The 24,361-nt window shown below is 71.1% G+C and carries 22 protein-coding genes; 8 read left to right on the top strand and 14 right to left on the bottom strand.

Annotated elements, in window-relative coordinates; translation table 11 throughout:
• The 5 genes from ACZ7GJ_RS22905 to ACZ7GJ_RS22885 all read right to left on the bottom strand — a co-directional run bounded on the left by ACZ7GJ_RS22905 (position 1) and on the right by ACZ7GJ_RS22885 (position 8,605).
• On the bottom strand, positions 1 to 4,302 hold the full coding sequence (locus tag ACZ7GJ_RS22905; protein WP_470754216.1) for a polymorphic toxin-type HINT domain-containing protein: 4,302 nt from the start codon (positions 4,300 to 4,302) through the stop codon (positions 1 to 3).
• Positions 4,303 to 4,453: 151 nt separating this feature from the next.
• Positions 4,454 to 5,578, bottom strand: a complete 1,125-nt coding sequence (locus ACZ7GJ_RS22900) for a hypothetical protein (RefSeq protein ID WP_470754215.1) — start codon at positions 5,576 to 5,578, stop codon at positions 4,454 to 4,456.
• A 119-nt stretch (positions 5,579 to 5,697) separates the two neighbouring features.
• Positions 5,698 to 6,372, bottom strand: coding sequence for an RICIN domain-containing protein (locus ACZ7GJ_RS22895; RefSeq protein WP_470754213.1), 675 nt, complete (start codon positions 6,370 to 6,372; stop codon positions 5,698 to 5,700).
• A gap of 35 nt (positions 6,373 to 6,407) precedes the next feature.
• Complete coding sequence (locus tag ACZ7GJ_RS22890) at positions 6,408 to 6,989, bottom strand: RICIN domain-containing protein (protein ID WP_470754212.1); 582 nt, start codon at positions 6,987 to 6,989, stop codon at positions 6,408 to 6,410.
• A gap of 68 nt (positions 6,990 to 7,057) precedes the next feature.
• Complete coding sequence (locus tag ACZ7GJ_RS22885; RefSeq protein WP_470754210.1) at positions 7,058 to 8,605, bottom strand: AbfB domain-containing protein; 1,548 nt, start codon at positions 8,603 to 8,605, stop codon at positions 7,058 to 7,060.
• Positions 8,606 to 9,412: 807 nt separating this feature from the next.
• Here ACZ7GJ_RS22885 and ACZ7GJ_RS22880 point away from each other — a divergent pair.
• Positions 9,413 to 10,507: a C40 family peptidase gene (locus tag ACZ7GJ_RS22880; protein WP_470754206.1), complete on the top strand. Its 1,095-nt coding sequence runs from the start codon at positions 9,413 to 9,415 to the stop codon at positions 10,505 to 10,507.
• A 44-nt stretch (positions 10,508 to 10,551) separates the two neighbouring features.
• Here the strand turns inward: ACZ7GJ_RS22880 and ACZ7GJ_RS22875 are convergent, their stop codons facing one another.
• Both ACZ7GJ_RS22875 and ACZ7GJ_RS22870 read right to left on the bottom strand, forming a co-directional pair.
• Complete coding sequence (locus tag ACZ7GJ_RS22875; RefSeq protein ID WP_470754205.1) at positions 10,552 to 11,187, bottom strand: VOC family protein; 636 nt, start codon at positions 11,185 to 11,187, stop codon at positions 10,552 to 10,554.
• A 111-nt stretch (positions 11,188 to 11,298) separates the two neighbouring features.
• Positions 11,299 to 11,733, bottom strand: coding sequence for a hypothetical protein (locus tag ACZ7GJ_RS22870; protein ID WP_470754204.1), 435 nt, complete (start codon positions 11,731 to 11,733; stop codon positions 11,299 to 11,301).
• A gap of 263 nt (positions 11,734 to 11,996) precedes the next feature.
• Between ACZ7GJ_RS22870 and ACZ7GJ_RS22865 the strand changes: the two genes are divergently transcribed.
• Together ACZ7GJ_RS22865 and ACZ7GJ_RS22860 are read left to right on the top strand one after the other, a co-directional pair.
• Complete coding sequence (locus tag ACZ7GJ_RS22865) at positions 11,997 to 13,160, top strand: lipase family protein (RefSeq protein ID WP_470754308.1); 1,164 nt, start codon at positions 11,997 to 11,999, stop codon at positions 13,158 to 13,160.
• A 283-nt stretch (positions 13,161 to 13,443) separates the two neighbouring features.
• Positions 13,444 to 14,028: a DinB family protein gene (locus tag ACZ7GJ_RS22860; RefSeq protein ID WP_470754201.1), complete on the top strand. Its 585-nt coding sequence runs from the start codon at positions 13,444 to 13,446 to the stop codon at positions 14,026 to 14,028.
• 82 nt (positions 14,029 to 14,110) lie between these two features.
• Here ACZ7GJ_RS22860 and ACZ7GJ_RS22855 read toward each other — a convergent pair whose 3' ends face one another.
• Together ACZ7GJ_RS22855 and ACZ7GJ_RS22850 are read right to left on the bottom strand one after the other, a co-directional pair.
• Positions 14,111 to 14,773 carry a response regulator gene (locus ACZ7GJ_RS22855; RefSeq protein ID WP_470754199.1) on the bottom strand — a complete coding sequence of 221 codons (663 nt, stop codon included), beginning with the start codon at positions 14,771 to 14,773 and terminating at the stop codon, positions 14,111 to 14,113.
• Positions 14,770 to 15,897, bottom strand: a complete 1,128-nt coding sequence (locus ACZ7GJ_RS22850) for a sensor histidine kinase (protein ID WP_470754197.1) — start codon at positions 15,895 to 15,897, stop codon at positions 14,770 to 14,772. The genes ACZ7GJ_RS22855 and ACZ7GJ_RS22850 overlap by 4 nt, the downstream gene beginning before the upstream one ends.
• A gap of 196 nt (positions 15,898 to 16,093) precedes the next feature.
• Between ACZ7GJ_RS22850 and ACZ7GJ_RS22845 the strand changes: the two genes are divergently transcribed.
• A complete protein-coding gene (locus ACZ7GJ_RS22845; protein ID WP_470754196.1) occupies positions 16,094 to 16,537 on the top strand; it encodes a DUF6223 family protein in 444 nt (147 codons plus the stop codon).
• A gap of 95 nt (positions 16,538 to 16,632) precedes the next feature.
• Here the strand turns inward: ACZ7GJ_RS22845 and ACZ7GJ_RS22840 are convergent, their stop codons facing one another.
• Together ACZ7GJ_RS22840 and ACZ7GJ_RS22835 are read right to left on the bottom strand one after the other, a co-directional pair.
• Positions 16,633 to 17,373 (bottom strand): response regulator transcription factor, encoded by a 741-nt coding sequence (locus ACZ7GJ_RS22840; protein ID WP_470754194.1) that lies wholly within the window; start codon positions 17,371 to 17,373, stop codon positions 16,633 to 16,635.
• Positions 17,370 to 18,512 carry a sensor histidine kinase gene (locus tag ACZ7GJ_RS22835; RefSeq protein WP_470754193.1) on the bottom strand — a complete coding sequence of 381 codons (1,143 nt, stop codon included), beginning with the start codon at positions 18,510 to 18,512 and terminating at the stop codon, positions 17,370 to 17,372. Before ACZ7GJ_RS22835 ends, ACZ7GJ_RS22840 begins: the two co-directional genes overlap by 4 nt.
• Before the next feature lie 288 nt (positions 18,513 to 18,800).
• Between ACZ7GJ_RS22835 and ACZ7GJ_RS22830 the strand changes: the two genes are divergently transcribed.
• Together ACZ7GJ_RS22830 and ACZ7GJ_RS22825 are read left to right on the top strand one after the other, a co-directional pair.
• The gene (locus ACZ7GJ_RS22830; protein WP_470754191.1) at positions 18,801 to 19,184 is read left to right on the top strand and encodes a DUF4190 domain-containing protein; all 384 of its coding nucleotides are present in this window, start codon (positions 18,801 to 18,803) and stop codon (positions 19,182 to 19,184) included.
• Positions 19,185 to 19,273: 89 nt separating this feature from the next.
• On the top strand, positions 19,274 to 20,764 hold the full coding sequence (locus ACZ7GJ_RS22825) for an alpha/beta hydrolase (RefSeq protein ID WP_470754307.1): 1,491 nt from the start codon (positions 19,274 to 19,276) through the stop codon (positions 20,762 to 20,764).
• Between the two features lie 44 nt (positions 20,765 to 20,808).
• On the opposite strand, the gene ACZ7GJ_RS22820 is transcribed toward ACZ7GJ_RS22825, so the two are convergent.
• Positions 20,809 to 21,543 (bottom strand): carbonic anhydrase, encoded by a 735-nt coding sequence (locus ACZ7GJ_RS22820; RefSeq protein WP_470754190.1) that lies wholly within the window; start codon positions 21,541 to 21,543, stop codon positions 20,809 to 20,811.
• Positions 21,544 to 21,688: 145 nt separating this feature from the next.
• Entirely contained in the window at positions 21,689 to 22,246 is a 558-nt protein-coding gene (locus ACZ7GJ_RS22815) for a GNAT family N-acetyltransferase (RefSeq protein WP_470754188.1), read from the bottom strand.
• A gap of 240 nt (positions 22,247 to 22,486) precedes the next feature.
• On the opposite strand from ACZ7GJ_RS22815, the gene ACZ7GJ_RS22810 reads away from it, so the two are divergent.
• Both ACZ7GJ_RS22810 and ACZ7GJ_RS22805 read left to right on the top strand, forming a co-directional pair.
• Positions 22,487 to 22,732, top strand: a complete 246-nt coding sequence (locus ACZ7GJ_RS22810; RefSeq protein ID WP_470754186.1) for a hypothetical protein — start codon at positions 22,487 to 22,489, stop codon at positions 22,730 to 22,732.
• The gene (locus tag ACZ7GJ_RS22805) at positions 22,704 to 22,895 is read left to right on the top strand and encodes a hypothetical protein (RefSeq protein ID WP_470754184.1); all 192 of its coding nucleotides are present in this window, start codon (positions 22,704 to 22,706) and stop codon (positions 22,893 to 22,895) included. Before ACZ7GJ_RS22810 ends, ACZ7GJ_RS22805 begins: the two co-directional genes overlap by 29 nt.
• 114 nt (positions 22,896 to 23,009) lie before the next feature.
• On the opposite strand, the gene ACZ7GJ_RS22800 is transcribed toward ACZ7GJ_RS22805, so the two are convergent.
• The gene (locus ACZ7GJ_RS22800) at positions 23,010 to 24,200 is read right to left on the bottom strand and encodes a putative peptide maturation dehydrogenase (protein ID WP_470754182.1); all 1,191 of its coding nucleotides are present in this window, start codon (positions 24,198 to 24,200) and stop codon (positions 23,010 to 23,012) included.
• Positions 24,201 to 24,361 lie beyond the last annotated feature (161 nt).

The raw sequence follows: 24,361 nt of genomic DNA, 5'->3' as shown, positions 1-24,361 counted from the left end.
TTACCAACTGTCGAGGTAGTGCTTGAGGACCTTTGCGCGCTGCGGGGCGCTCGGGCTCGTATTGCCCCCGGCGGTCGACACCTCGTCCACCTTGGCCATGTACTTCCACAGCTGCTCGATCTCGTCGCGGGTGAAGTGCTTCTTGACGTTGGCGAGGTGCTCCGGAGTCATGAACTTGGGGTCGAGGCTGGCGTCCTTCTGGTCCCACAGCTGGATCACGTTGTCCGCACGCCCGAGCTTGCCCATGTTGCCGACGTTCTTCTTCTCGAGCATGGCGATGGCGTCCGAGAGAAGCGCCTTCACCTCGGGGTGCTGGCCGACCGGGCCGCACCACTTCGCCGTCTCGTTGTGGACGAGTACGGGCACGTCGGCGGCGAACACGTAGTAGGTGTGGATGCCGTCGACCGTCAGGTTGTGCACCCGCACCGGCTCGGTCCAGGCACGGACGCCGACGAGCTCCTTGAGTTCGCCGTCCGCAGTGCGCAGGAGATCACCTGCCCTGAGGTCCTCGGCGTTCACCCAGTCGTGCCGGTTGGCCGCCCAGAACGGGTGCCCGTCGGTGGCCGCGACGGTGCCCGTGGCGTTCCCGGCCGCACCGTCGGTGTCGACGGTGAGCTCCCGGAGGGCCTTGCTGCGCTCGCCGACGATCAACGCGGTGACGGCGCGGCCCTCGGTCCTGCCGGTCTCGGGATCGGTGGCCCGAACCCGGTCGCCGATCCGGACGTCCTCGATCGGCTTGCGCGTCCCGTCGGCCATGAGGACGGGAGTCCCCGGCACGAAGCTGTTCTTGGGCTTGGAGGCCTCGCACAGCTTGCGCGCCTCCTCAAGGATGTCCTCGCCCTTCTGGACCAGCTTCTTCGCCGCCGCGGACTTGTCGAGGAAGTCGTCAAGGCCACCGACGATCTTGACGAGGGCCTTGGCGATCGCCGGCGTCTCCTTGATGACCTTCAGCGCCTTGCCCCAGGGAAGGCTGCCGACCACGGCCCAGAAGCAGCTCTCGAAGTTGCCCTCGGTGAAGCACTTCTTGATGTCCTCGAAGAGGAGGTCGACAATGATCTTGCCGCCGTTCTCCAACAGGAAGTCGACGAGGTCCTTCTCGGCCAGCGCGCGGGCCGCCTCGTACGCCTCCGGCGAGATGCCGGCCTTCCTCAGCGCCTCGAGTTCGTCCTCGCCGAGCTCCCGGGGCTTGCCCTTGCTCGCCGCTTCCTTGGCGGCCGCCTCCCTGGCCTTGCGTTCCTGCTCGCGCTGGTACTCCTCGGCCTTCTTCGCCGCCTCGTCCGCCTCGCGGGCGTACGTGTTGGCGTTCTTGGCCGCTGCCTCCGCCGACTTGGCGTGGCCCTCCGCCGACTCCGCGAACTTGTTCGCGTCCGCGGCGTCCTTCTCCGCCTGGGCGGCAGCGCCCTGGGCGACGGTCGCCTCGTGCTCCGCCAGGTTGGCGGCGCTGTTCGCGGCGGCCGCGTGGTTGTCGGCCTCGGCCGCGGCGCCCCGGGCACGGGCCGCCTCCGCCTCCGCCTGGTTGGCGGCGTTGCGGGCCGCGGTCGCGTCCGCGTAGGCCTGGTTGGCGGCGCTACGGGCGAGCTTGGCGTCGGCCTGGGCCTGTGCGTCGGCCTGGTTGGCGCGTGCCGCGGCCGCGCGGGCCTTGGCACCTTCCTCGGCGGCCTGCGCCGCCGACTTCATCGCGGCCGCGGCGGAACGCGCGGCGTTCGCGGCCGAACGCGCCGCCTGCGCGGCGGCCTTGTAAGCCGGAGCGACCTGGGCGTTGGCCCGCTGCGCCGCGGCCTCCGCGGCCTCGGCGGCCTTGACCGCCTCCGCGGCCTTCGCCTCGGCCGAGGCGACCTGCTCCGCGCCCATCTGCTCCGCCGCGACGGCGACCTCGGCGGCGAAATCGGCGTCGACGTCCTTGCCGGCGAACGGCGCGGTCAGCTCGATGGCCATGTTGGCCGGCTCGGCGATGCCGGCGGCAGTGCCGCGGGCCGCGGAGGCCGACTTGACGGCGATCGTGGACTGGACCCGCGCCATCGCCGCTTCGCGGACGGCGCCCTGGGCCTCCTCCTTGGTGCGGTTCGCGGCCTGGAGGGAGTTGTTCGCGTGCATGGCGGCGAGCCCGGCCAGACGCGCGGCCTCGTGCGCGGCGATGCCGGCACGGGCCTCCTGGGCCGTGGCCTCCGCGGCCTTCTGGTTGGCGCGCTGGGCGGCGGCGTGCGTGAGAGCGGCCTCGGCCTCCGCCTTGTTGGCGGCGGCGTCGGCGGCCGCTGCCGCAGCCTCGGCCTTGTTCGCCGCGGCGTTCGCGCGCGCGGCGTGCGCGGTGGCCTCGGCCGCCGCGGCCCGCGCCCGGGCGGCGGCGCCCGCGGCCTCCGTCGCGGCGGAACGCGCCCGTACGGCCGCGCCGCCGGCGGTGTTGGCGGCGCTGCGGGCCTGACCGGCAGCCTCGCCCGCGGTGTTGGCGTCGGAACGCGCCTGGTCGGCGGCGGCGCGGGCGACACCCGCGTCGATCGTGCCGCGGCCGGAGGCGGCGATCGCCTCGGTCGCCTTGGCCCGGGCCTCTGCCGCATCGTGCCGCTGCTCGGCCGCGTAGGCGGCGTTGCGGGCGTTGCGGGAGTTGGTCTCCTCGTCCCGCGCCTTGCGGTCCGCCTCGGCGGCGATGCCGTCCTGGTGTGCGGCGGACGCGCGCGCGGACGCGGCCGTCGCCTGGGCCGCCTGAGCCTGTGCGCGGGCGGCGGAAGCCGTACGGGCCTCGGCCTCGGCGCGCGCACGCGCCGCCGCGGCGATGTCCCGCTCGCGCTCGGCCCGGGCCCGGGCCGCCGCGGCGAGGTCGCGCTCACGCTCGGCGATCTTGCGCTGCTCGGCCGCGATCGCGGCCTGGCGCTGCGCCTCGATACGGGCATCGCGGGTCTTGCGGGCGTGCTCCCACGCCTCGCGCTCCGCCTGCTCGGCCGCCACACGCGCGTCCTTGGCCCGCGCCGCAGCGGTCGCGGCGATCTTCGCCTGCTTCTCGGCGGCCTCGGCCATCCGGGCCGCGGCCCGGGCCTGCTCCTCGGCGTTCGCCCGCCACTTCTTGGCCTGCTGCTCGTGCAACTCGGCCTGGTTCTGGGCGTTCAGGCCGGCGGCGTCGGCGGCGGTGGCGTCCACCGCGTGCTGGGCCGTCTCACTGGCCTTCACCGCGGCCTCCGCCGCGGCGGCGATGCCCGAGGCGACCTCGGACCACTGGGTGCCGTGCTCCAGCCCGGTCTCCACCAGCACATCGGCCTGGATCTTGGCCTGCGCGGCCGCGACCTGAGCGGACCTGGCGGCGTCCTGGCCGTACCCGACCTGACGCGCGACCTCGGCCTTGACCTGGGCGTAGTCGGACAGGCGCTTGCCGGCCCGGTCGGCCGCCAGCATCCGGTCCGCCTCGCGCGCGGCGGACGCCGCCGCCGACATGGCGTTGGAGGCGTTCTTGAGCGCCTTGACGGCGTCGCCGTGCGCGGCGATCAGCTTGGTACGGGCCTCGGCGGCGACGGCGGCCTTGCGGGCCAGCTCACGAAGCTTCTCCGCTGCCTCCAGGGCCTCCTTCTGCGCCTTCTCGTGCGCGGCCCGGTCGTCGGCGTCCTGCTGCGCCGCGACCTGGTAGCCCTTCTCCAGGAACTCCGCGATCACCGCGTCGCTCTTGGAGTCAAGCGCGGCCTGCGCGGCCTGCTTCACCGCAGGTCCGCCCACCGACGCCAGCATCTCGACGCGCTTGCGGTTCTCCTCGGCGCGCTTGGCGGCGTTCTGCTTGTCCGCCTCGTCGCGCTGCTTGGCGATGTCCGCGCCGAAGGCCAGGAAGTCGGCGCGGTCCTGCGCCGTTCCCTTGAGGACCCGCTCGACCTCGGCGTTGAAGAACGGGCCGCCGGTGCCGCGCAGCTTCTCTATCTGCTGGCGGTTCGCGGCATCGGCGCCGGCGCGCTTGTCCTTGGCGCGCTGGCGGGCCTCGGCCTCGCCGTGCTCCAGGAACTGCCGGATCGCGTTCGGGTCGGTGCTCTCCAGCGCCTTCCGGGCGGCCTCGCGGACCTCTTCTTCCTCGTCGAACTCGGCGAAGTCCTCGACGAGCTGCCGGTCGCGCTCGTCGCTGATCCGCTGGAGCTCGGACTTCGCGGCGGGCGCCGCGCCGGCTGTCTTCGGTTTGAGCGCCGCCGCCAGCTGGTCCAGCGACGCCAGCGTCTGCGTCAGCGACGCCTTCTCGTTGGGTACGGCGGCGGTCGCGGCAGCGGCCTCGCCGGTGGCGGTGCCCAGCACCGCCACGACGACCGCTGCGGACACGGCCTTCCGTACGTTCAAGGCCACGCCGACGCGCAGCCTTCCGGCCCTGGGCCGGAACCTTCCCCACACGGGAAACCCCCTAGAAGAATGGATTAAGAAACCCCCGCCCAGGTCAGCGGGCGGGGTGGTCAAATGCGTCCGGCCGGCCCGCCATGGGCCGGCCGGATCCTCGGGATCAGCCCCGGGCTCGGGTCTCGCCGTTCTGGGCCCGGTCGTACATGGCCTTCCAGAACGCCGCCGCGTCGACGGCCCCGGCCTGCTCCCCGGCCCAGGCGCCCTGGTTGGTCTCGGCGGTGCCCGAGATCGCCTTCCAGAGCTCCGCCGAGGACTCCCGGGACAGCAGGGCCACGGCCCGCCAGTTCTCCGCCTGCGCGGCGGCCGCGGTCTGCTCGGCCAGCCATGCGCGCCGCGCCGCGTCGGCGTGTGCGGACACCGCCTTCCAGGCCCGCTCCGCCGCGGCGCGGGCCTGGGCCGCGTCCGCCGCGTCCTTGACGGCCTCCTCGGCCGCCGTGGCCTCCCGGATCAGGAGCGTCAGCGTGTGGTGCCGCAGAGTCTCCCCGTCGGCCACACGCGTCCGGTACCCCTCCAGGTCCAACGCCGCGCCGGTGGCCCACCCGTAGCCGAAGAACTCCGCCACGTCCGTGTCCGTGGCACCCGGTCGCAGCGCCCACTGCGCCGCGACGCGTACCTGCTCGCCCGGATCGTCCTCACCGAGGGTGCGTACGAAGTCCCGGTCCTTGGCGGCGACTTCGAGCCGCTGCTGTTCGGTGGCCTCGCGTGCGGCGCGGTCACGCCGCTGCGCGTCGGCGTACCCCGTCTTCACGAACGCCGCCTGCTCGGCGACGCTCCCCTTCAGCGCCCGCGCGGCAGCCGCCCGTACCTCGGGGGAGAACCCCACCGTGTGCGTGGCCACGACGCGCTCGCAGAACGCCTTGTTCCGGGCGCGCGTGTCCCGGGCCCGCTGCTTGGCGTAGTCGAAGCCTCCGCCGGGCGCGAGCCACTCGATGAGCGCCTCGTCGCCGCGGGTACTGCGCAGCGCGTTCCACGCCGACGTCCGGACCTCGGCGGCCGGGTGCGTCTTCGCCATCGACGTCACCCGTCGGCGCGCCTCCTCGACGGCCGCGGCCAGCTCGGGCGAAAGCGTCTGCTCCGTGATCGACTCGGAGGACAAAGACGCAGAGGACGACGCGGCGACCGCGATGCGAGCGTCCGCCCACGCCGGGGCCACGCCCGCGACCGCTATCCCGCCGGCCAGCACGCCGGCCGCCGCCGTCCGCGCACCCCACCACTGACGACTCAACTGAAGACCCCCTTGAGGAAGAAGAATGTTCAAAGCCGAAGAGGGGCAGGTCCGTACGCCCGGCCCTGCCCCTCCGCGACGTCGACGGGAGCGCTCACGCGCGCCCCCGTTCGGCAGGCCTACTTGACCTGCTGGACCTGCCACAGCTGGGCGTCGGACCGGTTGCAGGTGTAGAGCTGCGTGTCGATGCTGTTGTCCTTCTTGCCGCCGGGGACGTCCAGGCACATGCCTGCGGCGTGCATCGGCGTCACCTCGTACAGCTTGCGGACGGGGTCGACCAGCACCAACTGCCAGCGCTGGTGTGCGCCCTTCCCACAGGTGAACTGCTGGACGGCCGAGCCCGGCTTGGTGCCCTGCTGCTGTACCTCGAGGCACTTGCCGCTGAGGACGGAGCGCAGCTCGAAGCTGCCGCCCCCCGCGGCGACGGCACTCCACTTCTGGGCGTCGCTACCGTTGCAGGTGTACTGCTGGGTGTTGATGCCGTCCGTGGTCTTGCCGCCTTCGACGTCAAGGCACTTGCCGCTGTGGGCGGCCGTGAGCGTGATGGCCGTCGGCGCCATCGCGGCGCGGGAATTGGCTTCCTGCGCTGCGGCGCGCGCCGCGAGCGCAGCCTCGCGGGCCGCTTCGGCGGGATCGCCGTTGGCGGCCCGCTGCGCCGCCTCGGCCGCGAGGCGAGCGGCTTCGGCCGCGGCACGGGCATCGGTGTCCCCGTCGGCCTGCACGGCGGTCGCGGTGCCGGCCAGCACGGCGAAGGTGGCGCCTACGGCCAGGGCGGCCCGGATGATCCGAGACATGATGGGATCGGTTTCCTCTCGCGGGATCTGGATGCTCAGGTTGCCGTGACCGGCTGGATGCGCCACTTCTGGGCGGCCGAACCGCTGCACGAGGCCAGCTGCGCGGCGGCGCCGTCGTCCTTGCTGGCGGCCGCGATGTTCAGGCAGCGCTGCGCGTTCGCCGCCGTGTGGGCGGGCCGCAGTTCGTACAGCTCGTTGGCGATGTCGACCATCACGAGGCGCCAGCGCTGGTTCTGCACGCCCACGCACCACCACTGCTGGACGACGGTGCCGTTCGTGGTGCCGGAGCTCTCCACGTCGAGGCACTTGCCGGAGTGCTTGAACTTCAGCTCGAAGGTGCCCGCGCCGGTGGGCACCATGTCGAACTTCTGGTTCTCACTGTCGCCGGCGCAGGTGGCCTGGCCGGCGTTGGTGCCGTTGCGCATGCTGGCGTTGCCGATCGCGAGGCACTTGCCGCTGTGCTCGGCCTTGAGCTGTACGACCGGGGGCGACGCGATGGCGGCGGTGACGGACGACGCGATGGTGGACGGGGTCGACGGCTCTGCGGCCGCGACGGCGACGGTCACGCCGGCGGCGAGCACGGCGGCACTGGCCCCGATGGCCAGAACGGATCGCATGATCCGAGACATGGGGTGTTTCCGTTCTTCTCAGGTGGAAGGAAAGGATTCTGCTGCGGCGGCTGCGGTCAGCGCGCGAGCGGGGTGGCGACCTTCCAGGTGGCGTCCAGGGCGAAGTCCTTCTCCGCGTCGAAGCGGTTCTTGGCGCTCTTGTCGGCCGCGTACAGGTCGCCCTGGTACTGCCGCAGGAAGCGGCCCGGCTGGCTCGCCGACTCGAACGACGTACCGGAGCCGACCAGGGCCTTCTTCGCGCACCAGGTCGCGTCCTTGCGGAACTGCGCGCTGTTGTCGCTGGCGGTCAGCCGGACCCGCAGGTCCTTCTGCATCAGGTAGTGGCCGGGCTTGCGCGCGGACTCGAAGGAGTAGCAGTTCGGCTGACCGCCCAGGGCGGGCACCACGACCCAGGTGGCGTCCTCGCGGTCGGCCTGCTTGGAGCCGGCGGACACGGGAGCGATGAACGCCTCGCCGGCGTCGACGCCGGACTGCCGGACGACGAAGCCGGGCAGCTTGGCGTTCACCGGCTGGAGCGTCTGGCGCTTGGCCCGGTAGAGGCTGTCCTCCTTGAGGAACTGCGCGACGGCCTCGTCGCCGGCGGCCAGCGCCGTCTTCGCGGCCGCGACCAGGTTCGGGTTCACGCCGGTCTTCTCGGCCGCGGCCTGGATCTGCGTGACGAGCAGGCGGTTGGCGTCGGCGATCTTCTTGCGGCGAGCCTCGTCGTCCTTCTTGTACGCCTCTTCGGCGCCGGTGTGGATGTACTGCTTCCACGCGGCCGGGTCGGGGTTGAGGACCGCGCGCTGGCCCGCCGCGTACAGCTCGCTCTCCTTGGCGTCGGCGGGTGCGACGCGCAGCAGTTCGCGGATGAAGTTGTCGTCGCTGAGGACCAGCATGGCCTCGCTCGCCGAGACACGGAACAGGGCGGCAGTGTTGGCGCGGGCGGCCTGCTCCTTGCGTCGCTCGGCCTCCTCGCGATTGCGCTCCTCCAGCTCCTTGAGCTCCCTGGCCACGTCGCGCTGGTGGGCCTCGCGGGCGCCGTTGGTGATGAACTCCTGCCAGGCGGCGGTGTCGCCGGCCAGGGCCGTCGCGGCGGCGGCGCGGACCTCCGGACCGGCGGCCTCGTGCCGCATCACGGCGCGGATGAAGTTGTCGTCGCTGAGGTCGAGTAGGTCGGGGCTGTTCGGGATACCGACCGCGATCAGGACCTGGGACTTGGCGAGCCGGGCGGCGCGGGCGGCGTCGGCCTTGTCCTTCTCGCGCTGCTTGTCGACGGCATACGCCTCGTGGATGCCGGTGGTGATGAACGCGACGTGCTCGTCGGCCACGTCGCTGATGATGGCCCCCTCGGCGGCCAGCCGCACGGAGTCGAAGGCCTCCCCGCCGTCGCGGGCCTTCTGCCAAAGGGCGTGGATGAAGTCGATGTCGCTGAGCAGCAGTACGTCCGGGCTCGGGTCGAGGCGCACGACGGCAGCGGCGTCGACGCGCTGCTTGTCGGTGGTCCCGATCCCGGCGGCGGCCGAGGCGGCGGACGGGGCGGCGAGCGCGATGAGCGGGGCGGCCACGCCGCTGACGGCGGCAAGCGCGGTGGCCGTCACGAGCCCGCGCGCGACGGCTTTCGTCATGCGACCGGAGTTCGAGTAGCTCTTCTTCATTCTGCTTTCGGTTTCCCCCTGCTAGGTCCCGCATGCAGTTCCCGATGGGTGCGGGATGGTCGGTGGGCGCAGTCTTGAAGATCGCCAAAGTTCAGTCAAAACGGAATTGACTGCTCCCGCCCGGTTGTCACCCATCTGGCGATTTATAGGGCCCTTTTCAGTCAATTTTCCGCTGAAACTGGCCCTCGCGCGGGGCGGTAGTGGCTGGAAGGTGACTATGGATGGCCGATTCCCTAAACAGAGAAGAGCCGGGCCGCACCGGCCCATTGCGCCTGCCGGAGCCCTCCCGACCCAGTCGGCACACGCCTGTGGGGCCGTCAGCCCGCCGCCGGACAGCCTTGGCCACCCGTCGGCGACGGGGCGTAAGGGCAAGATGTGGGCTGGTACACACCAATATTTATCGCTCTACTGACGACCTATACTCCGCTGCTCCCAGCCGGGAGATGCCGGTGCCTGGCAGTCCAGGAACTCGACCAGTCGCGTCTCCGAACGCAGAATCCGCTCTCGCTGCTCATGAGGAAGAGAGGCGAGGACGTCGACCAGGACTTGCTTCCGCGGGACGTACACCACATTGCCGGTGTGGATCCGGCAAGCGGAACACCAGGCGAGTCAAGTCGTCATGCCGAGCATTCTCGCTCACACGGATCCGCCCAGCAAAGCTGGTCGGCGGCCGTCGCGGACGCGGCGGTTGGCCGGCACGTCCGCATGTCCGATATCAGCCGTATGGTCGGCCGACCGGTCCCTGGTCCGTTGGCGCTCGCGCGGGACAATCGTCGTATGCCCCTCTCGAATGCCGCGCTTTCCCTGGCCGTCGGTGCCGTCATGGCCTTGGTTCCCCTGGCGCATGACGTCCCAGCCGCAGACGCCTCCGCTTCGGCGGCCTCGGCCGCCTGCAAGGGTGCCAGGACCTGCTACGTGGACGTGTCCGTCGCCCAGATCTGGGTGAGCCCCGAAGGCGTACGGACGGTGGACGCGAAGGCGCTCACCAACCCGGTGGACATCCGGGGCTGGTTCGCCGCAATGTCTCACGACATCAACCTGCGCCGAGACGTTGCGGGTGAGACGCAGGCTCTGTACGGGGGCCGGGTCACCGTGGTGGACACGAAGACCAAGGACGGCGTGCTCTGGGACAAGGTGGTGGTCCACGGCCAGCCCACGCCCAGGGACACGGCCGGCTACCCCGGCTGGGTACCCGATCGGCAGCTGACGAAGCTCCGTAAGAAGGCCCCGTCCGGCACGACCCTGGAGCGCGTCACCAGCCCGACGGCCTGGGGCTACGGCTCTCGTCAGGCGCTGGCGGAGGGGGCGCCGTCCAAGGGAGGCTCCGAGTACTCGTTCAACACGGAGTTCGCCGTGAAGCCCGTCGCGGGCGCCCCGTCCGTCGTGGAGGCCCGGGCCAACGACGGCAGGCCGATCTACTTCCGGCGCGGCGACCTCGCGAAGGTCCCGCCGGCCGGAGTGACCGGCGAAGACGTGGTCGCCGAAGCGCGCAAGTTCCTGGGTCTGGAATACCTGTGGTCCGGCACGGCCGGGTTCGGGTACGACTGCTCCGGGCTGACGAGCCAGGTGTACTCCGCTCTCGGAATCACCATCCCGCGTGACAGCCAGCCGCAGTTCGATGCGGGCGGCGGCGCGGCGCCCGCCGGCTCGGCCGAGGGCGAGCGGATCACGACGCCGGCCGACCTCCGGCCCGGCGATGTCGTGGGCTTCGGCAGCAGCACCTCGAACGTCACCCACGTGGGCATCTACGTCGGCAGGAACGGCAAGGGCGAACCGATGATGATCAACTCACCCAAGACGGGGGAGAAGGTGAGGGAAGAGCCCCTGTCGAACCGCCCGTTCGTGGGTGCCACCCGCTTCATCGGCTCCTGAACCCATGTGGCGAGTTGTCGCCTCGTGTGGCCGGGCCGCCCCGGTCAGATCGTGACCGGGCCGCGGGCGGTGGCGAACTCGACCGAGACCAGGCCCGGTTCCTCGTCCTCGACCCAGGTGACGTCGATCTGGTCGAGGGGGTGGTCGGCCGGTTCGCCGAGGAATTCGGCGATGGAGGCGGCGTCGCCGGCGATGGAGACCCCGTGGATGGTGGTGGAGGTGCGCGGGTCGGCGCACGGGCGCTCCTCGATGGGGACCAACCACTGGAGAAAATAGGGTAGTTGCGGGTCCTCCATCAGTTCCAGCAGGCCGATCTGCTTCCACCTCAGGTCGAACCCGTCGGGGCGGACACGGTGGCCCTCGGCCGAGGTGCGGCCGAGCCGGGCCTCGACCGGGGTGATGTCGTCGACGGAGACCACCCAACCGAGCCAGCCGCCGCCCTCGGCGGCGCGGCGCGCGACGGCCTGGCCGAAGGGCGCGCGGTCGGCGGCGGGGTGGTCGAGTGTGGTGACGACCTCGACGTAGGTGCCGCCGCTCAGCGGGAGAATGAAATTGCGGGTGCCGAACCGCGGGTGCACGCCTCCGTCGACGAATCCGGCGCCGAGGGCCGATCCGATCCACTGGACGGTCGAGACGAAGCTGTCGCGGGCCACCGCATAGGACACGTGATCAAGTCGCACTGCGGCATCATCACCCGACAACCCGCACAAATCCCGACGCCACGCCCACCGCCCCGGCCGCGTCCGCAGTGGATTCAGCCGTGGAGCGGATCGATCATCGTCATCCCGGCGTCAGATCGCGATCGGGAGCTCCTCGATCCAGCAGTCGACCGACCTCGCGGCGATCACGGCTTGGGCCTCCTCGGCGTCGGCGCCGGTCAGGAAGACGCCCGCTCCGGTGACCTCGGGTCCGTCGGGGCGGATCACCCGCGTCATGACCACGTAGACCCAGCGGTTGCGCTCTCGTCGGATCATGGCGTTCTCGTCAGCGCGTAGTGCGTCGATGAGTTCCTGTGCCGAGGCGATGTTGAGGCCGGCGTCGACATCCGGGAGAGGCTCGCTGGGCCAGGTCATCGGCCTGGCGGGGTGGAAGTGATGGAAGAAGCTCTGCTGAGTGCGGCGGAGTATCCCTTCCGTCCAGCCGACGGCCATGGCGACCACGTAGTCGGACTCACCCTGGCTCTCAAGAACGAAGACGTGTTCGTCCCGGCAGCCTGCCCCGGTCAACGTGATTGTCCAGCTCAGGGAGCCGACTCCGTTCTCTCACCGTCTCGCGGGTCGGCGCCTGGTACTGACGCAGACTCAGGTGGTGCCCTCCTTCGGGTGACGCTGCCCCGGCGCACCCGGCGCCGGGCTGGACGGGGCGGGATCGAGGGGGCGGGTCCGCAAAGCTGAGCTGCCGGGCCGGCGGTCTTCCCGCCGGTCGGGCAGTCCGGTCTCCTCGCCCCCGCACACACGGACCCCTTGGGAGAGCCCCCATGCGTACCCGAATGCGCATCCGAAGCACCGCGCTCGCCGCCGTGGCCGCCCTGGCCCTGGCGGGCGGGATGCCCGCGACCACCACCCACGCCTCGGCCGACGCGGCGGTCGCCGCCGCCCTGCCCGGCGACCTGGTCGCCAGCGCCCCCTCGTCGTTCCACCCGCGGCCGGGCCAGGCCACCAACACCAAGGCCTGGAAGATCCAGTACCGCTCGACCACCGCCGATGGCGCCCCCGACGTGGTCTCCGGCACCGTGATCGTCCCGCAGGACGGCAGCAGCGGCCCCCGTCCCCTGGTCAGTTATGCCGTCGGCACGGTCGGCCTCGACGACTCCTGCGCGCCCAGTGACCACTTCCCCAAGGGCACTTCCTCGGAGGGCAATCTCATCCATCGGCTCACCCAGCGCGGCTGGGCCGTGGTCGTCACCGACTACGAGGGCCTCGGCACCCCGGGCCCGCACACCTACGCCGTCGGCCCCTCGGAGGGGCACGCCGTCCTCGACGCGGCACGCGCCGCCCAGCAGCTGCCCGAGGCAGGACTGTCGGCCTCCGGACCGGTCGGCATCATGGGGTACTCGCAAGGAGGCCAGGCCGCTGGCTGGGCGGTCGAGCTGAAGGGCTCGTACGCCCCCGAACTCCAGGTCAAGGGTGTGGCGGCCGGCGGGGTTCCGGCGGACCTGCTCAAGGTCATGGACTCCAACAACGGCCGCGTCGGCTCCGGCCTCGTCTTCATGGCCGCCGCGGGCCACGACGCGGCCTTCCCGGAACTGAAGCTGGACTCCTATCTCAACCCCAGGGGCAAGACCTTCGTCGACGCCCTCAAGACCCACTGCGCCGCGATCGACACGATCGGCGGCTCCTTCAGGCGGATCTCCGACATGACCACGAGTAATCCGCTGGCCCAGCCCGACTGGCAGGCCCGGATGAACCAGTCCAAGCTCGGCAGGAGCGCACCGGCCACGCCGGTGTACCAGTACCACGCGGTCAGCGACGAGTTCATCCCGTACGCCGTCGCCCAGCAACTGCGCGCCGACTGGTGCGCGAAGGGCGCGGACGTCCACTGGCACGCGATTGCGGGCCGCGGCCACATCACCGGAGGAATCAGCGAGGCGGGCGCGGCGGCGAACTGGCTCGCCGACCGCTTCGCCGGGCGCCAGGCGGACGGCAACTGCTGAGCGCTCCGCCGTGACACCGCGGCCGGCTGTGGCGGCGGACGCGGCGTTCACGCCTGCCCCGTAGCCGGGCAGCCCACCGGGCCAAGGGCCGCCACCCCGAGACAGCGGGGGTGGCGGTGCGCCCCTGTGGTGCCGCTACCCGGCTGTCTGCGGCTGCGGCCTGGTGGCGATCAGTCGAAGCAGGTCAGGGCGGCGGCCGTGGCCGGGCCTCGGCTCTGCCAGTCGTTGCGGACCACGGATGGGATCTTGAGACCGCGAGCAGCCCATGGCAGGCTCAGGCCGCATGATCGATGAGTTCGCGAAGGACAATCTGCACGGGCGACTGCGGCGGGACCGCACGGCGCTGCTCTGGAAGCTCGACGGCTTGTCCGAATACGACGCCCGCCGGCCTCTGACAGCCTCCGGGACCAACCTCCTCGGCCTGGTCAAACACCTGGCCAGCGTCGAGGCCAGGTACTTCGGCGAGGTCTTCGACCGTCCTTCCCCGGAACCGCTGCCCCGGTGGCAGGACCACGACGGCAGCGATCTGTGGGCGACCGAGGACGAGACGCGTGATCAGATCATCGAGTCCTACCGGCGCACGTGGGAACACTCGGACGCGACGATCAACGAGCTTCCCCTCGACGCCCCCGGCCACGTGCCGTGGTGGCCGGAGCCTTATCACAACACGAACCTGTTCGCCGTCATGGTCCATGTCCTCAGTGAGTCCGTCCGGCATGCCGGGCACGCCGACATCCTGCGCGAGGGCCTCGACGGCCGGACCGGGCTGCGCGCCGAACACGAGCAGCGCATCGACGAGGAAGCCCGTGCCGCCTACCGCGCGAAGATCGAGCAGGCCGCCAGATCGGCCGCATCAGCCAAGGCTTAGTAGAGGCTGTCCCACGTGACTTGATGGTCGTGCGGCACGATGCCGGTCGCGGGCGCCTACCGGGGGTGTTGCCGAGTGGATGTCAGGAGTTGCGTGGCGTGACCAGGCCCGATTCATAGGCGAGGACAACGAGTTGGGCGCGGTCGCGGGCTTGGAGCTTGCTCATGGCCCGGTTGATGTGGGTCTTCGCGGTCAGGGGGCTGATCACCATGCGGTCCGCGATCTCGTCGTTGGACAGGCCCTGTGCGACCAGTACGACGGCTTCCCGCTCGCGGCCGGTGAGTTCTTCCAACGCCGGGCCGGTGGTGCTGGGGAGCGGCTCGCTGACGTACCGGTTGATGAGCTTGCGGGTGATCGAGGGCGCGAGCAGGGCGTCGCCGCGCGCGGCAACGCGTACGGCGTGCAGGAAGTCCTCCGGCACGATGTCCTTGACGAGGAACCCGGCGGCGCCGGCGCGCAGGGCGTTGAAGACGTATTCGTCCAGGCCGTAGTTGGTGAGGATGACGACGTGCACCCCCGCCAGGGCCGGGTCGGCCGCGATGCGGCGGGTCGTCTCGATGCCGTCGAGGACCGGCATCTGGATGTCGATGAGTGCGATGTCGGGCAGATGCTTTCTCGCGAGCTCCAGCCCGTCAGCACCGTTGGCGGCCTCGGCCACGACCTCGATGTCGTCTTCGAGGTCGAGGAGCGCACGGAATCCGCTGCGGATGAGCGGTTGGTCGTCGACCAGCAGGACCCGGATCACGAGGCTCTCTCCACGGGGAGTTCGGCCTGGACGGTGAAGCCGCCCCCGCCGCGCGGTGCTGCCCGCAGCCGGCCTCCGAGGGCGGTGACGCGTTCGCGCATCCCGAGCAGTCCCATGCCGGGGACCGGGGCGGCGTCAGGTGTGGCCTTGCCGTCGTCGTCCACCTGGAGGGCGACGGCGTCGGGACGGTAGTCGATGCGAACCGATGCCGTGGTCGCGTCCGCGTGGCGGGCGATGTTGGTGAGCGACTCCTGGACGATCCGGTAGACGGTGCGACCGACGGCGGCCGGTACGTCGTGCCGCTGCCCCTCGACCGTCAGCGTGGCCTCCAGGCCCGCACCGCCGGCCCGCTCCACCAGTTCCGGCAGGTGGTCGAGACCGTGCGGCGGGGTCGTGTCGTCGTCGCGCAGGGCTTCCAGGGTTGCCCGGAGCTCCCGGGCCGCCTCGCGGCCGGCCTCCCGGATCGCCAAGAGGGCTTCTGGTACTTGCTCGCCGCGCTTTCGGGCCACGTGGACGGCCACTTCGGACTGCACCTTGATGACCGAGATCTGGTGGGTGAGGGAATCGTGCAGCTCCCGCGCGATGTGCAGCCGCTCCTCGTCGGCCCGGCGGCGCGCGGTCTCCTCCCGGGTGCGCTCGGCTTCGTCCGCGCGCCGCTCGGCCTGCCGGAGGGCTTCACCGGCCGCCCCGGCCGCGACCAGCCAGGCGATCTCAAGGGCGCCGCGGGCCTGCGCGAACGCCTCACCCGTGTCGTGCAGACCCGAGACCAGGGCCGCGAGGGGCAGAGCCGCCAGCACGGCCACGCTCGCGGCCACCGTGACGATGCGGTGTCCGGCCCGCATGGCCGCGTACACCGCGAAGAGGAACGCGACGGCAGCCACGTCGAAGCCGGCCGCCTGGTATCCCACCGAGCACAGGCCGGTGACGGCGAGGACGGCGACCGGAGCCCGGCGGCCCGCGGCCAGCGCGAGGCCGGCCACCGCCAACAGTACGTAGCCGAGCAGGCCGAGGCCCGTGGGGGAGTGCTGCCCGGACAGCCCGGTGACCAGCAGCGCCGCCGCCACGCCTACGGCGATCAGCCAGTCTCTGACACCGGCCGGAACGCGGAACCGTCTATTGCTCATGCGCGCACAGTAGCCGGAGGCCGACGCGGGCGGATCCCGCGCGCGGACGAGCGGCCGACTACCACGCACGCAGTAGTTCCGCTGCGCTTGCCGCGTCCGTGGTAGCGCGAAGTGCCTGCGGCTGCCGGACGACCTGCGGCGGCTCGTGCCGACATGCTCGAACCACACAAGTTGTGGGAAGAGAAGGAGCACCTCGATGTCAACTCGTCGCCAGTTCAGCCTGTTCACCGCCGCCTCGGCCGCTGCCGTCCTGATCGCGGGCCTCGGGCCGGCCACACCGGCGGCAGCGCACGCCTCGGTCCAGCCGGGCCCGATCGCCGCCGGCGTCGCCGACTTCAGCCTCGGGCGGCTCGGCGCCACCACGGGTGGGCTGCTGGGGCTGGTCGCCGTGGTCATCGCCGTGCTCGCGCTGACCCGACCCGCCGGTCGTCTCGGCACGGCCAACGGGTCGCTCGGGGCCACGGTGGCCGTGGTCGCGGGGCCGATCGCCCTGGCCCTCGGCGGGCTGGTCGCGGCCACCGCCGAAGGCGGACTCGGTACGGGCAACGGCCTGGGCGGCGCCTACGTGGCCCTGCTGCTCGGGCTGACCGGCACTGCACTGGGCGGCCGGGCCCTGAACCGCTCGCGCCGCACCCGCTAGGAGGAGAAGCCGATCGCCCCGCGCACGTCGTCGCCCCGGCGCCGTACTGCGCGAGGCGGCGCAGCTCGGTGTGGGCCCGACCAGCCGATGCCGCGTCAGCCCGTGACCCCGGGCACCACCAGACCGGATTCGTACGCGATCACCACCGCGTGGGTCCGGTTCTGCGCACCGAGTTTGGCCAGTACGTTCCCGACGTGCGTCTTCACCGTCTCCAGGCTCACCCTGCACGACTCCGCGATGTCCGGGTTGGACCGACCGGTGGCCATCAGGCGCAGCACCTCCTCCTCCCGGCCCGTCAGCGCCGCCTGCGGCAGCGCTTCGGCGGATCCCAGTGGCCGGGCGGTGACCATCTGGCGCAGGGCCGCCGGGAAGAGGATCGCCTCGCCCGCCGCGACCACCCGCACCGCCTCCGCGATCTTGGGGACGGGGAGCCGCTTGAGCACGAAGCCGCTGGCCCCGGCGCTGAGGGCGGCGGTGACGTAGTCGTCGTTCTCGAAGGTGGTGATCACCACGACCTTCGGCGGGTCGGCCGGTCCGGCGAGGAGCTGCCGGGTGGCCTCTATGCCGTTGAGGCGCGGCATCCGTACGTCCATCAGGACCACGTCCGGCCGCAACTGCCGTGCCCGCTCGACCGCTTCGACGCCGTCGGCGGCCTCCCCGACCACGGCGATCCCGGGCTGCCTTGAGAGCAGCATGCGCAGACCGCTGCGGGTCACCTCGTCGTCGTCCGCGATCAGGAGGGTGGTGCAGTGGGAGGCGCCTGCGGTGTCGGTTGGGACGACTGCGCTCGCGTCGGGGCCGGTCGCGCTCACTGCGCTCGCTTGTGAGCCGGTCATGCGGGCAAGCGTACGGGCAACCGGACCGCGAGCCGCCAGTGCTCCGGTCCGTCCGGACCGGCCTCGATTTCGCCGTGCAGCAGCCGCACACGCTCAAAGAGGCCGGGCAGGCCGTGCCCGGACGTCGGGAAGGCGTCCGGGCCCCCTCCGCTCCCGGCTCCGGTCCGGTTGGCCACGTCGAGCTCCAGCGAGTCCGGTGCGGCCGTCACCTTGACCCGGATCGGGCCGCCTGCTCCGTGCCGCAGCGCGTTCGTCAGCCCTTCCTGCAGGATCCGGTACGCCGCCCGGGAGAGCGTGCCCTGCACCTGCGCGTAGTCGCCCGACAGCTCCGGCTCCACCACCGCGCCCGCGTGCCGCAGCCGGTCGAGCAGTTCGGGCAGGTCGGCCAGGGTGCGGGCGGGCGCCGTCCCCGCCTTCTCCTCGCGCAGCATGCCCAGTACGTAGTCGAGGTCCTCAAGGGCGGCCCGGGTCGACTCCTCGATGCTGCGCAGGGCGGCGCGCGCAGCCACCGGGTCGACAGGGAGCACCTCGCCCGCCACCGCTGCCTGGATCGTGGCGGCCGTCAGGGTGTGCCCGATCGAGTCGTGCAGCTCGTGGGCGAGCCGGTTGCGTTCGGCCAGTACCCTCTCCCGCTCGGCCGCCAGCGCGAGCTGCTCGGCCGACGACGGCCCCAGCAGCCTGGGCGCCAGCCACCGCAGGGCGGACGTCACAGCCAGGCACAGAGCCGCCGCCAGCAGCAGGCAGCAGAGCGCCGCCGCCCAGCTCTGCCAACCGCTCTCGGCCCGCAGCGACCAGCCGTTCACACTCACGGCGGCCTCGGCTCCGGCCCAACCGCCGGGAAGGAGCAGGCCCGCGATGAACAGCAGCACGCTCAGCTGCGCCCCTGCCCACCCCAGCGCCACATGCGACAGCAGCCAGAGCGGGGTCCGCCAACGCTCGGCGCCGCCCGATGCCGTTGCCGTGGAAGAAGCCGCCCCGTCACCGGACGAACCCGTACGCCGCCGCTCGCCCACGGGATCCGGCAACGGCACCGCCAGCATCCGCCGGGCGCAAGCGATCAGCACCCGCCGCGTGGTACGAGCCAGCCCGATCAAGCCGATCAGTACGGACCAGACCAGCACGGTCAGAGCGAGCTGCACTCCCTCTGAAGCGGATGACCACGCCACCGCCGGCAGTGCTGCGAAAGGCAGCAGGGGAAGGCTCGCCAAGGCGCCGCAATAGGCGAACAACGCGCCCGAATACGTGGAGCCGCGCAGCAGCGGCCGGATTCCTCTGAACATGGTCAAGCAAGTATGACCGCACGGCCCACCAGGGCCTCCCCCGATCGGGGGAGTGAACCCTCCCGCCTTCCCGTGATGTGTCCGTAGGCCCCCGAAACCAGAATCGGGGCCTCACCTCACCAGTTGACGGGACGGAAGGACGGGCTGATGAACGCTCAGGAGATCGAGACACCGCCGCGGACGGCACGGAACGGAATGGCACCGGGCCTGACAGCACCGAAGACCAGCCTGGCCACGACCGCCATGACACTCGGCATCATCGGCCTGTGCACCTCGGTCGTCCTCATCGGCGGCCCGCTCGCCGTGCTCGGCCTGATCCTGGGCATCGGCGCGCTGATGACGGCCAAGCAGACCGGTGTGGGCCGGGGCAAGGCCGTCACCGCCGTGGTGACGTCGTCCCTCGCGATCGTGGTGTCCGGGCTGGTCGTCGTCTTCATGGTCTGGTACGCGAACAAGACGCAGGAGTGCTACCGGCCCGACACCTTCCACGAGTACACGCAGTGCGTCCGCGAGCACCTGAACCGGAACTGAACGGGAACGGGAACGGGAACGGCCCTCCCCTTCCTCACCGGTGAACCGGCTGCCCACCCTCCTCGACAAGGACGAGCACCATCGTGCGAATCAGAAACACCCGCAAGGCCCCCCTACTCGCCGTCGGCCTCGCGGCGGCCACACTTTCGGCGCTGACACCCGCAACGGCATCCGCCGCCACCGCCAACGACCCCCTGCGGCAGTACACGCAGCAGAAGCTCCAGTGGAAACGCTGCGACGCCAAGGGCCCCGACACCTTTCAGTGCGCAACGCTCAAGGTGCCGCTGGACTACGGCGACCCCCACGGCAGGACGATCGGCCTGGCCATATCCCGGCTGAAGGCGAGCAGCGCGAAGGCGCGTCACGGCGTTCTACTGCTCAACCCGGGCGGCCCCGGCGCACCGGGACTGCGGCTGCCCGTCGACCCGCTCATGAAGTTCCCCGAGGAAGTGAAGCGGCGGTACGACCTCGTCGGCTTCGACCCGAGGGGCGTCGGGCAGAGCTCTCCCGTCAGCTGCGGGCTCACCGCAGAGGAACAGGCCGACCACCCGTACAAGGCGGAGACCTTCGCGAAGGACGTGGACCGGGCCCGTACCGTCGCCGGCAAGTGCCGGGCCAGGGCCGGTGACATGCTGCCGCACCTCACCACCCGCAACAGCGCCCGAGACATGGACGTCATCCGTGCCGCGCTGGGCGAGAAGAGCATCTCCTACCTGGGGGCCTCCTACGGCACCTACCTCGGCGCCGTCTACATGCAGCTGTTCCCCCAGCGGGCCGACCGGATCGTGCTGGACAGCGCTACCGACCCAACCCGGATCTACCGGGGGATGTTCCAGGACATGGCGAAGGCGGCCGAGCACGCTTTCACGCGCTGGACCGCATGGACCGCCCGTAGGCACACGACGTATGGCCTGGGCGACACCCCGGCCAAGGTGCGCAAGACCTACTGGGACCTGGTCGCGCGGGCGAACCGCACGCCCATCCCCTTTGAGGGACAGACGCTCACCGGCGACGGCATCCGTGCCGACAACAGCACGTTCTTCCACGTCCAGAAGGCCGCCGAACGGATCGCCGCGCTGAAGAAGGCGGCGCAGGACAAGAACCCGGATCCGCCCGGCACGCCCGGTCAGGTCCAGGAGCCCGACGACAACTACCTGTCCGCTGCCTGGTCCTTCATGTGCGCCGACACCCGCACCTGGTCGCACGACCCCGAGCGGTACCGCCGCGAGGCGGTCCGCGACAAGGCCCGGTATCCGCTGTACGGCGACTTCGCGGCCGCCATCACACCCTGCGCCTTCTGGGAGCAGGGCAGCGAGCCGCAGACCAGGATCGACAACAAGGTCGGTGCGCTGATCACGCAGAACGAGTGGGACTCCCAGACGCCCCTCTTCTCCGGCCGTGCCATGCACCGGGTCCTGCGCGGCTCCCGGATGCTCACCGTCGCCGGCGGCGAGGGACACGGCGTCCTCTACGCACCGGACAGCAGTCCCTGCGCGGACAGGACCGCCACGGCCTACCTGACCACGGGCAGGCTCCCCACAAAGGACCTGACCTGCCAGGCGAGCGCCGCGCAGAAGTAGCAACCCGTGACGATGCCTTGTCGCATCGGGCGGGCCGCAAGGGGTCAGCGGATCCGGTGGACCCGCTGGTTGGTCAGTTCGTACCGGGCGCCTACGACGGCCAGATCGCCCGCGGCAACCTTCTCCACCAAGGTCGGCTCGACGGCCAAGCGGGAGCTCACCAGTCGGACATTCGCGGTGATGGCGGCGTCCACGCGCGCTTCCCAGCGAAGGGCGGGGTCGATCGCGGGACGGATCTGGTCAGCCAGGTACTGCATGTGGCCGAGGAGCAACTCCCCGTCCTCGGCGGCGCGGACCGCGGCCGTGACGGCCCCGCACGACTGATGCCCAAGAACGACGATGAGCGGGATCCCCAACTCCAGGACCCCGTACGTGATGCTGGCGAGGACCGCCTCATCGAGGACCGAGCCCGCCGACCTCACCGTCAGTAGGTCGCCCAGGCCCTGGTCGAAGATCAGCTCCGGAGGGACGCGGGAATCGACGCACCCCAAGACCACCGCGAAGGGATGCTGCCCGGAGACCAAGGTCTGGCGCACCGAGCGCGTCTCGTCCGGATGCCGCTCGTGGAGCGCCTGCCAGCGGGCATTGCCCGCAGCCAGTTCCCGCAGTGCGGACTCGGGAGTCGTCGGCCGTGGTGCTCTCCCCTCCCCGCCGGCGGAGGTCGAGGGCGCGGGGGCATCGGACGCCAGACCCGCGGCCAGCGCCAGCACTCCCGTCAGCGAAGCTCGGACGAGCCGACGCCGACCAAGGGGTGCAAGACGTTCAGTATTTCCTGTCATATGAGAACAAAGTAGATGCATCCCGGCCGGAGCGCGGGACGCCGCTTCGAGCTTGGCCCGACCTTGAGGAAGTCTTGGACAACGGCCCCAGATCCAGGCCGGCGTGGATTCTCCCCCCGAGGTTCCCCACCTGCTCGCCGATGAATCAGCGCAGGTCGAGCAGCATCACGTCATTGAGGTCCGCAACCGTCCCCCATGGCCGCGCCTCACCGACCTTGCGGTATCCCCAAGCCCGGTAGGCAGCCGACGCCGCCCTGCTGCCCGGGTGGACGTTCAACAACACCCGTTCGGCCCCAATGCCGTCAAGCAGCGTCTCGTGCAGACGCCGCGCGATGCCCTGCCCGCGCCACGGTCCGCGCACGGCGAGTTCCATCAGCCCGAAGGTGCGGTGTCCGTCCTCCCGCCGCATGTCGTCGGCCACCGGCACTGTCAGCTCGCCCCACCAACCCGTGTCGGCTGCGAGCGGGAACCCGTACGCCACACCGACCGGCTCGCCGTCCCCCGTACGGGCCAAGGCGGCGCGGAAGGCCTGCCTGCGGGTCTGGGAAGGAAAGCGGTTGAAGGCGGCGGCGACGTCGTCCTCGGTCTCGTTGTAGGGAGGCTCGCTGAACGCTTCGGCATAGATCAGCCTGAACGCGTCCTCGACCGTCGCCGCGGCTGATCCGTCCATCCGCTCTATCGAGACGGCCCTCTGCTGCGTCATGTGATTTCCCTCGGTCGGTCTCGCGGATGCGCTCGCCACACCTTAAGGAAGACGGTGCAGTCAGCAGGATCGATTTTCAGCGCAGCGGGGGAGTGCGTGACGTGCAGGGCTTCTGTGCACTGTGTGCCGTTGGGGTGGTCAGGGACAGCGCACGATGTTCGGCGGGCGCCTCACCCAGGTCACCGAGCTGCTGCGCGAGAAACGCGGTGGCCAATCAGCAACGGGCAGACCCGCGAAGTCGTGGAGGTCTCGGCGAGTGCCACCGACCGCGACCTGGTCATGGCCCGCCTCGCGACCGTCGTCACCGACATCGCCCCCGTCAAGCGCGCCACCACCGCCCCCGCGGCCGGCACCGACCTGACCGCGGTCGGCTTCGGACGGACCAAGACCACATGGGTGCCCGGCAAGCTCCACACCGGCGCGTTCACCACCAACACCCGACAACAAGACGGTCGCCGTGTCGCGCAAGTTCGGCAACCCGGGTGACGTGCCGCTCGTCGGCGACTGGAACGGCGACGGTACCGACAAGATCGGTGTCCGCCGGCCGGCGGACTCCGGCTTCTTCGGCGCCGCGAAGGACTCCGACACGGTGATCTACAGCGTCCGCTTCGGTAACCCCACGGACACCCCCATCATCGGGCAGTGGTAGTCACCACCCAGCGTTGAGACCGAGACCCCGGAGCGGTCGGGACCGCTCCGGGGCAGGGGAGAACGCCGCGACCATCCGCAGGACGTAGGTCGCCTCAGGGGTCGTCAGGCGGACTCAGCTCTCTTCGGCTGCGTCCGGCGTTCTCAGCCAGACCTCCTCGGCCGGATCGAATTCGGTGGTGGTCATCTTCTGTGCGCGCCAGCCGAAGCCGCAGATCGCCAGCGGGCCTTCGGCCAGCGGGTCCAGGCCGAAGCCCTGCTCGATGTCGATCTCGTTGATCGCCGAGGTCACGAAGGCGCCGAGGCCGAGTTCCGTCGCACTCAGGTACAAGGTCTGGGAGAGGTGCCCGCTGTCGAGCACCAGGGCGCGATAGGCCTTGGCGTGCTGACGGTACTTCCAGAAACTGCGCGCGTAGCGCGGCGCCAGGACCGCCAGCACGGGTGCGTTGGAGAACCAGTGCTGACCGGCCAGGGCACGGCGCGCGAACTGCTCCAATGGTTCGTCCGGGGCGGGCAGGCGCTCCAGAGCGTGATCGACCACGTGGTAGTGGTACAGCCCGGGCGCGAGACCGTCGACGTTCTGCACGATCAGGTAGGCCTCGGTCGGATGCAGACCGCCTCCGGAAGGCGTGTGCTTCTTCAGGAACACGGTGTCGTCGTCGACACGCACCTGCGACTGTGCGGCGAACACGCGTTGCAGCATGTGCGCGCACAGCTCAAGCGGCAACGCCCGCTCCCCGTCGAAGTTGCGGCAGGTCGCACGCCGCGCCAGCATCGCGTCGAACTCGTTGCCGTCGATGCGCGGCAACGGCACCCGGTCCGCCGCGTCCCCGTGCCCGAGTGCATGCGTGGGCGGCGGGCCGAGCTTGCTCCGTAGGTCGGCGGCGGTGGTCATCTCGTTGGCTTCCATGCTGCTGACGCTGTCCAAGCCCTCCCAGCGCGCGAGCCGGTGCATCATCGCCGCGGGCGGCCACCAATGACTGGCGCGCAGTACGTCGTCGCGTTCACGATGAGCGTGATGGCGTTCGTCGTCGGCGATCACCAGGCCGCTGTGGATCAGCTCGGCCACCAGGGCTGATTCTTCGGTGTCCAGTGAGTCGGTCTCACGCCATTCGCCGGGGCTCAGCCGGCCGAGCAACTCGCGGTGCGGCGCGTCGACCTCGACCTCCGCGTCGAGATGCGCGGCCAAGGCCAGCCAGCGCCGGGTGCGGCTCAGGCCGGCACCGCCGGTCAGCAGCGAGCCCAAGTCGAAATCCACATCTTCGCGAGGCTCCAGAAACAGCACGGCACAACGGCGAATACGCATCGGGATCCATTCGGCGGATGACGGATCCAGAGGGCGGGATCCGGTCTCGACGGCGCCACGGAATCGCCCCCGTGTCACACGACGGTCAGTTATTGTTTTTACCATGCAGACTCGGGCATGGGGGAACGGGAAGCTGCACCTTCCGGTCGACATCGTCGATC

The sequence above is a fragment of the Streptomyces sp. NPDC037242 genome, assembly GCF_055604165.1.
The sequence above is the reverse complement of the archived record's forward strand: the minus strand, read 5'-3'. Positions and strand labels throughout refer to the sequence as shown.